The organism is Pseudomonas sp. Irchel s3f7, assembly GCF_900187615.1.
Classification (GTDB): Bacteria; Pseudomonadota; Gammaproteobacteria; order Pseudomonadales; family Pseudomonadaceae; genus Aquipseudomonas.
The window spans coordinates 142,397-157,049 of record NZ_FYDO01000013.1; the positions used below are offsets into that span (position 1 = coordinate 142,397).

The 14,653-nt window shown below is 60.7% G+C and carries 11 protein-coding genes and 1 pseudogene; 9 read left to right on the forward strand and 3 right to left on the reverse strand.

Features of this window, described 5'->3' with window-relative positions; all coding sequences use genetic code 11:
* Positions 1-7 precede the first annotated feature (7 nt).
* The 4 genes from CKW19_RS13620 (at position 8) to CKW19_RS13635 (ending at position 6,436) form a co-directional block, all read left to right on the forward strand.
* A complete protein-coding gene (locus CKW19_RS13620; protein WP_095058306.1) occupies positions 8-3,214 on the forward strand; it encodes a DUF2339 domain-containing protein in 3,207 nt (1,068 codons plus the stop codon).
* Positions 3,211-4,581, forward strand: coding sequence for a DUF3999 domain-containing protein (locus CKW19_RS13625; protein WP_095058307.1), 1,371 nt, complete (start codon positions 3,211-3,213; stop codon positions 4,579-4,581). Before CKW19_RS13620 ends, CKW19_RS13625 begins: the two co-directional genes overlap by 4 nt.
* A 238-nt stretch (positions 4,582-4,819) precedes the next feature.
* Positions 4,820-5,830, forward strand: a complete 1,011-nt coding sequence (locus CKW19_RS13630; RefSeq protein WP_095058308.1) for a class 1 fructose-bisphosphatase — start codon at positions 4,820-4,822, stop codon at positions 5,828-5,830.
* Between the two features lie 3 nt (positions 5,831-5,833).
* Positions 5,834-6,436 (forward strand): DUF924 family protein, encoded by a 603-nt coding sequence (locus CKW19_RS13635; RefSeq protein WP_095058309.1) that lies wholly within the window; start codon positions 5,834-5,836, stop codon positions 6,434-6,436.
* 117 nt (positions 6,437-6,553) lie between these two features.
* Here CKW19_RS13635 and CKW19_RS29525 read toward each other — a convergent pair whose 3' ends face one another.
* Together CKW19_RS29525 and CKW19_RS29530 are read right to left on the reverse strand one after the other, a co-directional pair.
* Positions 6,554-7,318 carry a methyl-accepting chemotaxis protein gene (locus tag CKW19_RS29525; RefSeq protein WP_371856348.1) on the reverse strand — a complete coding sequence of 255 codons (765 nt, stop codon included), beginning with the start codon at positions 7,316-7,318 and terminating at the stop codon, positions 6,554-6,556.
* A 90-nt stretch (positions 7,319-7,408) separates the two neighbouring features.
* Positions 7,409-8,446 (reverse strand): annotated as a pseudogene (locus CKW19_RS29530) (cache domain-containing protein); the annotation flags it as partial.
* A gap of 282 nt (positions 8,447-8,728) precedes the next feature.
* Here CKW19_RS29530 and CKW19_RS13645 point away from each other — a divergent pair.
* Positions 8,729-8,983, forward strand: a complete 255-nt coding sequence (locus tag CKW19_RS13645) for an outer membrane protein assembly factor BamE (protein ID WP_095058311.1) — start codon at positions 8,729-8,731, stop codon at positions 8,981-8,983.
* A gap of 31 nt (positions 8,984-9,014) precedes the next feature.
* Positions 9,015-9,584, forward strand: coding sequence for a lipocalin family protein (locus CKW19_RS13650; protein WP_095058312.1), 570 nt, complete (start codon positions 9,015-9,017; stop codon positions 9,582-9,584).
* A gap of 113 nt (positions 9,585-9,697) precedes the next feature.
* On the opposite strand, the gene CKW19_RS13655 is transcribed toward CKW19_RS13650, so the two are convergent.
* The gene (locus tag CKW19_RS13655) at positions 9,698-11,062 is read right to left on the reverse strand and encodes a formimidoylglutamate deiminase (RefSeq protein ID WP_095058313.1); all 1,365 of its coding nucleotides are present in this window, start codon (positions 11,060-11,062) and stop codon (positions 9,698-9,700) included.
* A 145-nt stretch (positions 11,063-11,207) separates the two neighbouring features.
* Here CKW19_RS13655 and hutC point away from each other — a divergent pair, with 145 nt between their 5' ends.
* From hutC to hutU, 3 genes are all read left to right on the forward strand, one after another.
* Positions 11,208-11,918 carry a histidine utilization repressor gene (hutC, locus tag CKW19_RS13660; protein ID WP_172435301.1) on the forward strand — a complete coding sequence of 237 codons (711 nt, stop codon included), beginning with the start codon at positions 11,208-11,210 and terminating at the stop codon, positions 11,916-11,918.
* Positions 11,915-12,484 carry a HutD family protein gene (locus tag CKW19_RS13665; RefSeq protein WP_095058314.1) on the forward strand — a complete coding sequence of 190 codons (570 nt, stop codon included), beginning with the start codon at positions 11,915-11,917 and terminating at the stop codon, positions 12,482-12,484. The genes hutC and CKW19_RS13665 overlap by 4 nt, the downstream gene beginning before the upstream one ends.
* Before the next feature lie 426 nt (positions 12,485-12,910).
* Positions 12,911-14,578 (forward strand): urocanate hydratase, encoded by a 1,668-nt coding sequence (gene hutU, locus CKW19_RS13670; RefSeq protein WP_095058315.1) that lies wholly within the window; start codon positions 12,911-12,913, stop codon positions 14,576-14,578.
* Positions 14,579-14,653: the final 75 nt, after the last annotated feature.

The following is a 14,653-nucleotide window of genomic DNA, read 5'->3' on the forward strand; positions in this document are numbered from 1 at the left end:
ATCGACCATGCAATGGATGTTGATGCTGATTGGGCTGGTGCTCGGCTGGATACTCGACGAAGAGTTCAGCGAAGCGCTGCTGGGCGCGTTGCTCGGGTTGGGAATCGGCCAGGCCATTCGCATCGGGCGTCTGGACTCGCAAGCGGCCGGACAGCATCGTCTGCTGGAGCAGACGAAAGTTGCGCTGCACGCGGTCGAGCAGCGGCTGGCGGTGTTGGAGGTGCCGGGTGCCAAGACGTTCGAAAGCGCCGAGCCTGTTGTCTCCGCTGAAGCCGTAAAGGATGAAAACCCGATCACCACCGAGCTGATCTGGGAACTCCCCCCCGAACTCGAACCGACTCCCGCGATGGCCAGCGAACCCGTTCGTGCGCTGCCGGTCGATGCCTGGAAGCCCGATCCGGTTGCCCGTGAGCCACAACAACCTGCCGAGCCGCGCGGCCCGAATGTGATGATTGATCGAGCTATTGCCCACGCCCGCGCCTGGCTGTTCGGCGGCAACACCGTGTTGCGCGTCGGTGTGGTGCTGTTGTTTCTCGGCCTGGCTTTCTTGCTGCGATACGCCACCGAAGGCGTGGTGGTGCCGGTCGAGCTGCGTTACGCCGGTGTTGCGGCGGCGGCCTTGGGTTTACTCGGCTTGGGTTGGTGGCTGAGAACCCGCAATCCCGGTTACGCATTGATCCTGCAAGGCACCGGCATCGCCGTGCTGTACCTGACGGTGTTCGCCGCGATGCGCCTGCATCCGTTGCTTGACCCATCGGCGGCGTTTGGCCTGCTAGTGGCGGTGACGGTGTTCTCGGCGATTCTCGCCATTACCCAGGATTCCCTCGGCCTGGCCGCCGCCGCAGCGTTGGGCGGCTTTGCTGCGCCGCTGTTGGTGTCCACGGGAACTGGCAGTCATGTCGCACTCTTCAGTTACTTTGTCCTGCTCAACAGCGGCATCCTTGCCATCGCCTGGTTCAAGGCCTGGCGGGTGCTCAATGTCATTGGCTTCGTCGGCACTTTCGGCATCGGTTTCGCCTGGGGCATTCGCTCCTACCATCCCGAGATGCTGTGGAGCACCGAGCCGTTCCTGATGGTGTTCTTCCTGATGTACCTGGCCATCGGTCTGTTGTACGCCCGCCGCACGTTGCTGCAGATGAGCGACGCGCCCGAGGAGAGCGATCGCGAGGCGCTGCTGCGCTGGTCGGCGCGCAAGGGTGATTACGTCGATGGTTCGCTGCTCTTCGGTCCGCCGCTGGTGGGTTTCGGTTTGCAATTCGCGTTGGTCCAGCATCTGGAATTCGCAGCCGCGTTCAGTGCCCTGGTGCTGGGCATGATCTACATGGGCCTGGCCCGTTTGTTGATGGGCGGCCGCGCGACGTTGCTGGGGGAGACCTGCCTGGCGCTGGGCGTCATTTTCACCAGCCTGGCGATTCCGCTGGGGCTGGATGCGCGCTGGACGACAGCGGCGTGGGCAGTGGAGGGCGCGGGGATTTTCTGGCTCGGCCTGCGCCAGCAACGCACGCTGGCCCGGGCATTCGCCCTGTTGCTGCAACTGGGGGCGGCGCTGGCGTTTCTCAGCGAGTTGCACAGCAGCGAGAGCAGCCTGCTCGATGGCTCGACCTTGGGCGCATTGATGCTGGGTACTGCGCTGTTGTTCAGCTTCTATCGACTACGCAAAGCGCTGCCCGAACAAACTTCGTCGTGGGAACGCAAAAGTTTGCCGGTGCTGGCGGGACTTGGCCTGGCGTTTCTTTATCTGCTGGCGCCGCTGTTTTTCTTCGGGCACGGCACGGCGATCAGTTGGGCCTTGGCCGGATTGCTCACGCTGTTTGTCGGTTTGAACCTGCAATCACGCACCTTCCTGTTTGCCGGGCTTGCCGTGCAGACGCTGGGCGGCGCGCTGTACCTGGTGACGGGGTCGGTGCAGGGTGAAGAGGTGCGGCCCTTGGCCCATGGCGAGTTCTGGGCGCCGTTGGTGCTGGGGCTGGTGGCGTTTGTCGGCGCCTGGCGTTTGCAACGCGATACGCCTGCCACGGCGTTTGAAGGGCTGAGCGTGCAGCGCTTGTCCCAGGCGTTGCTGGTGTGGGGCGCGGGTTGGTGGGCGCTGGCATGGATCAGCGAAGTGCTGCGGTTTGCGCCGTTACCCTTGCAAGCGACGCTGTTGCTGGCCATAGCGGCGGTGAGCGCTGCGTTGTGGGCGGTGTTGGCGCTGCGCCTGAAATGGCCCTCGTTGGGGTTGCTGTGCACCTTGCTGATTCCAGCTGCCGCGTGGGTGTTGTTGGCCGCTTGGCATTCGCGGTACCACCCGGCGGCGAATTGGGGTTGGCTGATGTGGGCGGCAGTGTTTGTCGTGCATTTCGTTTCGCTGCGACGTCTGGCTTCGATGCTGCCGGCGCAAGCCTTGAGCGCCGCCCATGTGCTGGGTTGCTGGTTGCTGATCGGGGTGCTGGCGCTGGAGTTGCGCTATGTCTTGCTGCTGATGTCCGAGCAGTACAACGCCTGGCGCTGGCTGGGTTGGGCGATTCTGCCGAGCCTGTATCTGGTGCTGATGGCCGCACCCCGTGCCTGGCCATGGCCGGTATCGGCTTACCCTCGTGAATATCGCCTTTACGCCGCTGCGCCGCTGGCACTGTTGATGCTCGGCTGGTTCTGGCTGGCGAACGCTTTCAGTGACGGCACCGCCGAGCCGTTGCCCTACGTGCCGCTGATCAACCCGCTGGAATTGGGCCTGATGTTTGCGCTGTTCGGCATCTACGTCTGGTCCCGCAGCGCGGCGACGCAACTGACACTGCGCCAAAGCTCCACCGCGAACGCGACACAAGTGATCGCCGGCGTGTCGCTGTTCATGTTCTTTACTGCAATGGTCATGCGCGCGGCACATCACTGGAGTGGCGTGCCGTTTGAACTGGATCTGTCGCTGGCGTCGATGCGGGTGCAGGCCGGGCTGTCTATCGTCTGGACCTTGATAGCATTGAGTCTGATGATCGGCGGGCACCTGCGCCAGCGTCGCGAAGTCTGGTTGATTGGCGCGGCGTTGATCGGCGTGGTCGTGGCCAAGCTGTTCTTTGTCGAACTGAGCAATCGCGGCGGACTGGCGCGGATCGTGTCGTTTATCGGCGTTGGCGTCCTGTTGCTGGTGGTGGGCTATTTCGCACCGCTGCCGCCCAAACGTGTCGAGTCTGTGCCGGATGCTGAAAAACCGGGCGCGGACACCGAAGGAGTGTCGTCATGAGCCAGAAGCTGAGCCTGGGCTGGTTAGGCGCTGTTGCCGTGGCGGTGACCCTGTCGGCCGGCGCTCAGGAAAAACCGGCGGACTTCACCACTCAAGTGCCCTTGTCGGTGACGGGGGACGGCCCGTGGTATCGCCTCGAATTGCCGTTGGCGGTGCAACTGAGTGCGCGGCAGACCGACTTGAGCGATGTGCGCGTGTTCAACGCCGCCGGGGATGTTCAGGCGTATGCCCTGGCCCGGGAGGCGGCGAAGACCGACGACAATCGCACCCTCACTGACGTGAAGTGGTTCCCGCTGTACGACGCGGCGGGCGCCACCGGGCAAGCGCCGAGCGTGCGCGTGCAATCGAACACCAATGGCACGTTGGTTGAAGTGCAGCCTTCCAGTCAGTTGGAGGCCGGCGAGGAAGAACTGCGCGGCTGGTTGCTCGACGCGTCCGCCATCAAGGCACCGTTGCGGCAGTTGATCCTCGACTGGACCAGCGAACGCGACGGCTTCCAGCGTTTCACCATCGAAGCCAGCGACGATTTGCAACACTGGCAGTCCTGGGGTGAAGGGCAGGTGGCGCGCCTGACGTTTTCCGATGAACGGGTCGAGCAGCATGAAATTGGTTTGCCGGGCCAATCGGCGCGTTACTTGCGACTGCTATGGAGCACGCCGCAATCGGCGCCGACATTGACCTCGGCGCAACTGGTCAGCGTCAGCCCCCGTAGTCTGCCGCTGCCGTTGGTCTGGTCACAACCGTTGGCCGGCAGCACCGGGAAGGCCGGTGAATACACCTGGCAGTTGCCGATGGACCTGAGCGTAGAGCGGGTGCAGGTTGAGTTGAGTCAGCCCAACAGCCTGGCGCCGGTGACCCTGTGGGGTCGTCGCGATAACAGCCTGCCATGGCAAACGCTGAGCAGCGGTTTGCTCTATCGCCTGACCCAGAACGGTCAGGATGTGGTGCAAAACGAATTGCAGCTGCCGGGGCAAACGGTTCAGCAATTGAAACTGACCGTGGACGAGCGCGGCGGTGGCTTGGGCGCAGAGGCGCCCACTGTGAAGTTCGCCGTACGTGCAACGCACCTGGTGTTTCTGGCCCGCGGCCCAGGGCCCTATACGCTGGCGCTGGGCAATTCGACGATGAAGGCAGCCAACTTGCCGTTGTCGACACTGATACCGGACTACAGCGCGGCGAAACTGGCGACGCTGGGCAGGGCGATGGTGGACGGTGGGGCGGTGGTTACCCCGGCAGTTTCGACAGCGCCGGCAGCATCGGGTATCCACTGGAAGAAATTCGGCCTGTGGGCGGTGTTGTTGCTCAGCGTTTTGTTTTTGGCGGCAATGGCGTTCAGCTTGTTGCGCAAGCCTTCGGCCAAAACTTGAATCTGTGACGAGGGCGCTTGCTCCCGTTCGGTTGCGAAGCAGCCGTGAGAGGTACGGAACAGGGCCGCTTCGCGCCCCGACGGGAGCAAGCGCCCTCGCCACAATTGGGTGGATTTGCAACTACGCTCAACCCCGCGCCTGAACTCTCTTTGGCCGATCACGTCTGATAGGAGGAAATGCGCCCCGACTCGCGTTAAACTGCGCGGGTTTTTAGCCCCCCATTCCTCCGGAGCCTTCCATGTCCCGCGTTACCTTGAGTCGCTATTTGATTGAGCAGACCCGCAGCAACAACACTCCTGCCGATCTGCGCTTCCTGATCGAAGTGGTGGCGCGTGCCTGCAAGGAGATCAACCACGCCGTGTCCAAAGGCGCCCTCGGCGGCGTTCTGGGCAGCATGGGCACTGAAAACGTCCAGGGCGAAGTGCAGAAGAAGCTCGACGTGATCTCCAACGAGATCCTGCTCGAAGCCAACGAATGGGGCGGTCACCTGGCCGGCATGGCGTCCGAAGAAATGGACAATGCCTACCAGATTCCGGGCAAATACCCGAAAGGCGCCTACCTGCTGGTATTCGACCCGCTGGACGGTTCGTCGAACATCGACATCAACGCCCCGGTCGGCACGATCTTCTCGGTACTGCGTTGCCCGAACGAATACCTGAGCCAGAACGAGCCTTTGAATGAAAAGGCCTTCCTGCAGCCAGGTACTCAGCAAGTGGCCGCCGGTTACGCGATCTACGGTCCACAGACCATGCTGATCCTGACCCTGGGCGACGGCGTGAAAGGTTTCACCCTGGACCGTGAAATGGGCAGCTTCGTACTGACCCACGAAAACATCACCATTCCTGAAAGCACCCAGGAATTCGCCATCAACATGTCCAACCAGCGTCACTGGGAAGCTCCGGTCCAACGTTACGTCGGCGAGTTGCTGGCTGGCGAAGAAGGTCCGCTGAAGAAGAACTACAACATGCGTTGGGTCGCAGCGATGGTTGCCGACGTACACCGCATCCTGACCCGTGGCGGTCTGTTCATGTACCCACGCGACAACCGCGAGCCGTCCAAGCCGGGCAAACTGCGTCTGATGTACGAAGCCAACCCGATGTCGTTCCTCGTGGAACAAGCGGGTGGCGCTTCGACCAACGGCCACCAGCGCATCCTCGACATCCAGCCGGAAGGCCTGCACCAGCGTGTAGCGGTGTTCCTGGGTTCGAAGGAAGAAGTTGCACGCGCCACGGCTTACCACAAGGAATAAACCATGAACGCGCCCTGGCAGCCGCTGCTCGATTGGTGGTTCGGAAGTTCCGGATCAGCGAGCGAAGTAGCGGCGCAGAAGGGCAAGTTGTGGTTCGGCAAGCGCGACAGCCAGGACCTCGAAGCGCGCACGCGCTTCGAGGACCAGGTCGAGCAGGCACTGGCCGGCGGATTGACCGAGTGGATGCAACGTCCCGAAGGTTGGCTGGCACTGGTGCTGTTACTCGATCAACTCCCGCGAATGATCTTTCGCGACACACCCAAAGCGTTTTCCGGCGATTCCCGGGCACAGAAACTCGTGGCCCAAGGCATTGCGGCGGATTTCGATCGGCAGTTGCGGCCGATTCAACGGGTGTTCATCTATCTGGTGTTCGAGCACAGCGAAAACCTCGCGGTGCAGAACGAAGGCGTCTCGCGTTACATCGAATTGGTGGCGCAGCAGCCTGAAGGTGACCGGGCACTGTTTGCCGATTACCTGGATTACGCCGAGAGGCACCAGAAAATCATTGCGCAGTTCGGACGGTTTCCCCATCGCAATGCGGTGTTGGGAAGGGAGAGTACTGCACAGGAACTCGCGTTTCTGTCGAAGCCGGGCTCTCGGTTCTGATTTTTCGCTGTTGCTGATGCCGCCATCGCTGGCAAGCCAGCTCCTACAGTAGATCTCCAGTACGACAAAGATCCCTGTAGGAGCTGGCTTGCCAGCGATGGGGCCCACGAGAGCGCCTCAGATCCTGAAACTACCCACCAACTGCTTCAACCGCGCCGCCTGCTGCTCAAGATCGGCACACGCACGCAAGGTCGACTGCAGGTTCTCCACACCTTCCTGGTTCAGCGTGTTGATTTCGGTAATGTCGACGTTGATCGACTCCACCACAGCCGTTTGCTCTTCGGTGGCGGTCGCGACCGACTGGTTCATGCCATCAATCTCGCCGATACGCTGGGTCACGCTCTCCAGTCGCTCACCCGCCTGATTGGCGATGCCGACACTGCTTTCGCTCTGGCGCTGGCTGTCGGTCATGATGCCCACCGCTGCGCGGGCGCCGACTTGCAGCTCTTCAATCATGGTTTGCACTTGCTGCGCAGAATCCTGCGTGCGGTGGGCGAGGTTGCGTACTTCGTCGGCAACTACCGCGAAACCGCGTCCGGCTTCACCCGCTCGCGCTGCTTCAATAGCGGCGTTGAGCGCCAGCAGGTTGGTCTGCTGGGAGATGCTGGTGATCACTTCCAGAATCTGCCCGATGTTGACCGTGTTGCTGTTGAGCGTCTCGATGTTGCCGCACGAATCGCTGATCTTTGCCGAGAGCTGTTGCATGGCGGCGATGGTTTTATCCACAACTTGTTGACCGTCTTCAGCCAAGGCACGGGCGTCGCTCGAATGTTGCGAGGCAAGGGCGGCGTTCTGGGCGATTTCCTGGGCTGCGGCGCCGAGCTGGTTGATCGCGGCGGCCACGCTGCTGGTGCGCGAGGCTTGCTGGTCGGAGTTGAACATCGACGAATTGGATGCCGCCACAACGCGCAGGGCGACTTCGTTGACCTGGCCGGTGGCCGAGGACACTTCGCTGATCGAGGCGTGAATACGCTCGACGAAACGGTTGAACGACAACCCCAGCGCGCCGAACTCGTCGTGACCGTGGATGGTCAGGCGTTTGGTCAGGTCACCGTCGCCTTCGGCGATGTCATGCATGGCGCGACCCATGGTCAGCAGCGGTTGCATCAACAGGCTGATCAGCATGCCCAGCAACGCGATGATGATCACCACCGCAATCACCATGGCAATGATCGCCGAAGTGCGGAATTCGCTGAGCATCGAAAACGCGGTGTCCTGGTCGAGCACCAGCGCGACGTACCAGTCTGCCGACGGCACGCCGTTGACGTGGGTGAAAGAGATGAACTGACGCTTGCCGTCGATCTCGACTTCTTTCATGCCCGGGCTGACTTTTGGCGCGCCGTTGGGGTAAGCCTCGGTCAGGTTCTTGAGCACCAGTTTGTTGTTCGGGTGGATCAGGATCTTGCCGTCGGCACTGACGATGAAGGCATGGCCGTGACCGCCGAAGTTCAGCGAGTTGATGATCGCACTGACGCTGGACAGGTCAATGTCAGCGCCTGCTACGCCGATCATCTGGCCCTGATGCTGCACCGGGGTTGCCACGGTGATCACCAGTTTTCCGGACGATGCGGCGATGTACGGTTCGGTGACGATGGTCTGCTGCGCGCTGTTGGCTGCCTTGTACCAGCCACGGGCGCGCGGATCGTAGTCCGCCGCGCGATTGCCCGCCGGGACCGAGAACATCACGCCGTCGGTACCGCCAAAGTAGCTCAGCTGGAAATTGCCGGTGTAGGCGGGCAGGTCAATGATGCGCTTCAGGCTGGCCGGGGCATTGCCATCGGCTGTGACCTGTTGAGCCATCGACTGCAATAACTGCATGCGGCTTTCCAGCCAGGTCTGGATGTTGCTGGTGGTCAGGCTGCCGAGTTCCTGCATCGACGCTTCGGTGCTGCTGCGCAGGGTCTGGCGCTGGCGATAGTCGTTGAACAGGATGAAACAAGCGAATGCGACGGCCACCACGAGGGCGGCAGCCAGCAAGATCTTGTGGCTGAACTTCATGTTTCTGGTCATTTGGATGAGCTACCGCAGAGGGTCGGGTCAACAAAGGGGAGGCAAACGCCACAGGCGTGGCTTTTGCGTTGCACCTATGTCGACTGTGCGGCGCCAAAGATTAGGCGGATTTGATGAAAATCGACGAAAAACCGGATAGACAAAAAAAGTGATTGGTTTTTCGGCCGATGGATGACGAGCGGGCCAACAAATAGCCATGGGGTCAGGGAACCAGAGAGGGGTTTTCTCTTCTAAGCTTCAGCTTGGCAGCCATGCCATTCCCCTACACCCCGGAGTTACACCATGTCGCTGCGTTCCATCGCCCTGCTTTCCTTCTGCGTGTTGCTCGCTGCGTGCGGCAAGGTCAATCAGGAAAACTATTCGAAGCTCTCGTCAGGAATGACCAAGGCCGAGGTCGAAACCCTGTTGGGCAAGCCCGCCGATTGTTCAGGCGCGCTCGGCATGTCCAGCTGCACCTGGGGTGACAAGAACAGCTTTATCAGCGTGCAGTATGCCGGTGAAAAAGTGCTGATGTTTTCTGGCCAAGGCCTGAAGTAAACCGGGGCGGACTGCCCACGGGAGAAGAACAATGAAGCGGTTATTTATCATCCTTTTTGCCGGCCTGGTGTTGGCTGGCTGTGCCACGTCTGGCCAGGATACGTTGGCGCCAAAAACCGTCAACAGCGTCAACCTCAAGCGTTACCAGGGCAAGTGGTACGAATTGGCCCGTTTGCCGATGTACTTCCAGCGCGACTGTGCGCAATCCGAAGCTCATTACACGCTCAAACCCGACGGCAACGTCGGGGTGTTGAATCGCTGCCTGACGGCGCAGTGGCAATGGGAGGAGGTCAAGGGCACCGCTTATCCACAGGTGCCGGGCAAGACCGACAAATTGTGGGTCGAGTTCGATACCTGGTTTTCGCGGCTGATTCCGGGTACGGCGAAGGGCGAATATTGGGTGTTGTACGTCAGCGATGACTACAAGAGCGCCATCGTCGGTGATCCGAGCCGCAAATATTTGTGGTTGTTGTCACGCACCCCGACCGTGAACGGTGTGGTGCGTGAAGAACTGCTAAGCAAGGCGCGTCAGCAGGGTTACGACACCACGCGGCTGATCTGGCGGGCGTCGGATACGCAGATGGCGAAGACGTCTAACTAATCACGCAACCCCTGTAGGAACTGGCTTGCCAGCGATGGCGGCCTGTCAGGCAACAATGATGTTGAATCTGACGGCCTCATCGCTGGCAAGCCAGCTCCTGCAAGGGTTTTGGGTTAGCCCAGAAGATCGCGCAGGACCTGGGTGAAGGCGCGGCTGCTGTCCTCTTCATCCGCATGCCGCCCGTCACGCACCACCCACTGGCCATTCACCAATACATCCCGCACCTGACGATCTCCACCGGCAAACAACCAGCGATTCAGAATCCCGTCACCATTGGCTGTCGCCAGGTACGGATCGTTGCCGTCCAGCACCAGCCAGTCGGCGCGCTTGCCGACTTCCAGCGCACCAATCGGTTGCCCCAGCGCCTGAGCGCCGCCGTCCAGCGCCGCATCAAACAAGGTGCGTCCGACCATTGGTTGATCTGCGCCATACAAGCGGTTGCGTCGCTGATCTCGCAGACGCTGGCCGTATTCCAGCCAACGAAGTTCTTCCACCACACTCAGCGACACATGGCTGTCGGACCCGATACCCATGCGTCCGCCCTGGGCGAGGAAATCCACTGCCGGGAAAATTCCGTCGCCGAGGTTGGCTTCGGTCGTCAGGCACAGGCCGGCAATGGCGCGACTCTTGGCCATCAGCGTGACTTCTTCCGGGTTGGCGTGGGTGGCGTGGACGAGGCACCAGCGCTGATCGACTTCGGTATTTTCGTACAGCCATTGCAGCGGACGACGACCGCTCCAGGTCAGGCAGTCGTCGACTTCTTTCTGCTGTTCAGCGATGTGGATGTGCACCGGGCATTGCTTGTCGCTGGCTGCCAGCACTTCGCTGATCTGCTGCGGCGTGACCGCACGCAACGAGTGGAAACACAGGCCCAGCGATTGCGCCGGTTGCTGCGCCAGTAACGGTTGCAGCCTCGATTGCAGCGTGAGGTAGTTTTCAGTGCTGTTGATAAAGCGGCGCTGACCCTCGTTTGGCGCTTGGCCGCCGAAACCGGAATGGCTGTACAGCACCGGCAGCAGGGTCAGGCCGATCCCGGCGGAGCTGGCGGCCTGACTGATGCGCAGCGCCAGTTCGGCCGGATCAGCGTAAGGCTGACCGTTGTTGTCGTGGTGCACGTAATGAAACTCCGCCACCGAGGTGTAACCGGCCTTGAGCATTTCGATGTACAGCTGACGGGCGATGACGCCGAGTTGCTCCGGGCTGATTTTTCCGACGAGGCGGTACATCAAGTCGCGCCAGGTCCAGAAACTGTCGTTCGGATTGCCCGCCACTTCCGCCAGCCCGGCCATGGCCCGCTGGAAGGCGTGGGAGTGCAGATTCGGCATGCCCGGCAGTAGCGGACCGCTCAACCGTTCGGCGCCATCTGCATGGGAATCGGCCTGGATATGGGTCAATACGCCCTCGGCGCTGACCTCAAGACGTACATTGTTGGCCCATCCACTAGGCAGCAGCGCGCGTTCGGCAAAGAAGGCGGACATGGTTCAGCACCCCATCTGTGTTATTTGTATATACATATACAGACGTTTGCCTGCTCGGTAAACTCCGGCAAGCTAGCGACATTCACTAAACGACCAAGGATTAACCGTGCCGACTCCGCCTCCAGTTTCTCCGTTGGCCGCGAACATGGGCGACAGTCCGGCGCCCTTGTACGCCCGCGTCAAACAGATGATCACCCAGCAAATCGACAGTGGTAACTGGCCGCCGCACTATCGCGTTCCGTCGGAAAGCGAACTGGTCAGCCAGTTGGGCTTTAGCCGCATGACCATTAACCGCGCCTTGCGCGAGATGACCGCCGACGGTCTGTTGGTGCGCATGCAAGGGGTCGGCACGTTCGTCGCCGAGCCGAAAAGCCAGTCCGCTCTGTTCGAAGTGCACAACATCGCCGACGAAATCGCCTCTCGCGGTCATCGCCACACGTGCAAGGTCATCACCCTCGAAGAAGAGGCTGCCGGCTCCGAGCGCGCTTTGGCGCTGGACATGCGCGAAGGTCAGAAAGTGTTCCACTCGCTGATCGTGCATTTCGAAAACGATATTCCGGTGCAAATCGAAGACCGTTTCGTCAACGCGCTGGTGGCGCCGGACTACCTCAAGCAGGACTTCACTCTGCAAACGCCTTACGCCTATCTCAATCAGGTCGCGCCACTGACCGAAGGCGAACATGTGGTCGAGGCGATCCTGGCCGAGGCGTCTGAATGCAAATTGCTGCAGATTGAAAAAGGCGAGCCGTGCCTGCTGATCCGTCGCCGCACCTGGTCCGGCCGTCAGCCAGTGACCGCTGCTCGCTTGATCCACCCGGGTTCCCGTCATCGTCTGGAAGGTCGGTTTCACAAATGAGCAGTCTGAAAGTTCTACGCGCCAAAGATTACCCGCGCATGCCGTGGAAAAACGGCGGCGGCAGTACTGAAGAAATTACCCGTGATGCCGGCACTGGCCTGGATGGCTTTGGCTGGCGCCTGTCGATTGCCGACATTGGCGAGTCGGGCGGGTTTTCCACCTTCGCCGGTTACGAGCGGGTGATCACCGTGTTGCAGGGCGATGGCATGACCCTGACGGTGGATGGTCAGGACACTCGGTCGCTGTTACCGCTGGACCCGTTTGCCTTTAGTGGTGAGAGCAAGGTTTCCTGCACATTGCTCGCCGGCCCGATTCGCGATTTCAACCTCATCTATGCACCGCAGCGTTATGCCGCGCGGTTGCAGTGGTTGAGTGGGGAGCAACGGTTCTTCAGTTCGGCGGGCACCGTGTTGGTGTTCAGCATCAGCGAAACGTTGGAAGTGAAAGTCGGTAACAGTGCTTCGCAGCTGGGTCGCCATGATTGCCTTCAGCTTGTTGGTAACATAGGTCTTCTCGAGGTTTCCATTCGCGACGCCTGTTGCGTGATCGAATTGACAGAGCGCTGAACCCCTCCCTGTAGGAGCCGGCTTGCTGGCGATAGCTATCTTAAGGACGCTATCGCCAGCAAGCCGGCCCCTACGAAAAGCTGTTCCCCATCGCGCACCACTTTGTTACCGAACGCCCCAGCGTGGCTCAAAACCCCGCTTCAGTAACAATCGTCGCGACCTCCAAAAAATCCCCGCAGAAAATTTCATCTTCTCTACAACCCTTGTTCCATGAGCTCTCCAGCCCTTTCAGAATTTTTCTTGAACACCCATCCAACAAGTTGGCCGCTTGATTGCATATGCTTGTATGTACAAGTAAAGACGTATGCGTATGAGTCACGAAGACTCAACCGTCGTCCACTGATTCGCCGGTGTGCACTGATGCCCATCGGCTTGCTCGCCCACTGCCCGGGCTGGTTTTGGATTGATTGCTGAGGAGTTCTTTTCGTGACTAAATTTCGTGACGTTGAAATCCGCGCTGCCCGCGGTAACAAGCTGACCGCCAAGAGCTGGCTGACCGAAGCACCGCTGCGCATGCTGATGAACAACCTCGACCCGGAAGTCGCCGAGAACCCTAAAGAACTGGTGGTTTACGGTGGTATCGGTCGTGCGGCACGTAACTGGGAATGCTACGACAAGATCGTCGAAAGCCTGACCAACCTGAACGACGATGAGACCCTGCTGGTGCAATCCGGCAAGCCGGTCGGCGTGTTCAAGACCCACACCAATGCACCACGCGTACTGATCGCCAACTCCAACCTGGTGCCGCACTGGGCGAGCTGGGAACACTTCAACGAACTGGACGCCAAAGGCCTGGCCATGTACGGCCAGATGACCGCCGGCAGCTGGATCTACATCGGCAGCCAGGGCATCGTCCAGGGCACCTACGAAACCTTCGTCGAAGCCGGTCGCCAACACTACAACGATGACCTCAAAGGCAAGTGGGTCCTGACCGCTGGCCTGGGCGGCATGGGTGGCGCCCAGCCGCTGGCTGCAACCCTGGCCGGCGCTTGCTCGCTGAACATCGAATGTCAGCAGGTCAGCATCGATTTCCGTCTGAAAAGCCGCTACGTCGACGAGCAAGCAAAAGACCTCGACGACGCACTGGCCCGCATCGCCAAATACACCAAGGAAGGCAAGGCAATTTCCATCGCGCTGCTGGGTAACGCAGCAGAAATCCTGCCGGAAATGGTTCGTCGTGGTGTGCGCCCGGACATGGTGACCGATCAGACCAGCGCCCACGACCCGCTCAACGGTTACCTGCCAGCCGGCTGGACCTGGGAAGAGTACCGCGCTCGTGCCAAGACCGAGCCGGCTGCCGTGGTCAAGGCCGCCAAGCAGTCGATGGTTGTGCACGTTAAAGCGATGCTGGCTTTCCAGAAAATGGGCATCCCAACCTTCGACTATGGCAACAACATCCGTCAGATGGCTCAGGAAGAAGGCGTGGAAAACGCATTCGACTTCCCGGGCTTTGTACCGGCCTACATCCGTCCGCTGTTCTGCCGTGGCATCGGTCCTTTCCGTTGGGCCGCACTGTCGGGCAACGCTGAAGACATCTACAAGACCGACGCCAAGGTCAAAGAGCTGATCCCGGACGACGCCCACCTGCACAACTGGCTGGACATGGCCCGCGAGCGCATCAGCTTCCAGGGTCTGCCGGCACGTATCTGCTGGGTTGGCCTGGGTCTGCGCGCCAAGCTGGGTCTGGCGTTCAACGAAATGGTGCGCAGCGGTGAGTTGTCCGCGCCAATCGTCATCGGTCGCGACCACCTGGACTCCGGTTCGGTCGCCAGCCCGAACCGCGAAACCGAATCGATGCAGGACGGTTCCGATGCCGTGTCCGACTGGCCACTGCTCAACGCTCTGCTCAACACCGCGAGCGGTGCGACCTGGGTTTCCCTGCACCACGGCGGCGGCGTCGGCATGGGCTTCTCCCAGCACTCGGGCATGGTGATTGTCTGCGACGGTACTGATGAAGCGGCCGAGCGTATCGCTCGCGTGCTGCACAACGACCCGGCCACTGGTGTTATGCGTCACGCCGATGCGGGTTACCAGATCGCGATCGACTGCGCCAAGGAACAAGGGCTGAACCTGCCGATGATCACCGGCAAGTAATGCTTGCCCTGTAGGAGCCGGCTTGCTGGCGATAGCATCAATGCGGTGCACCAGATACACCGCGCCGCATGGATC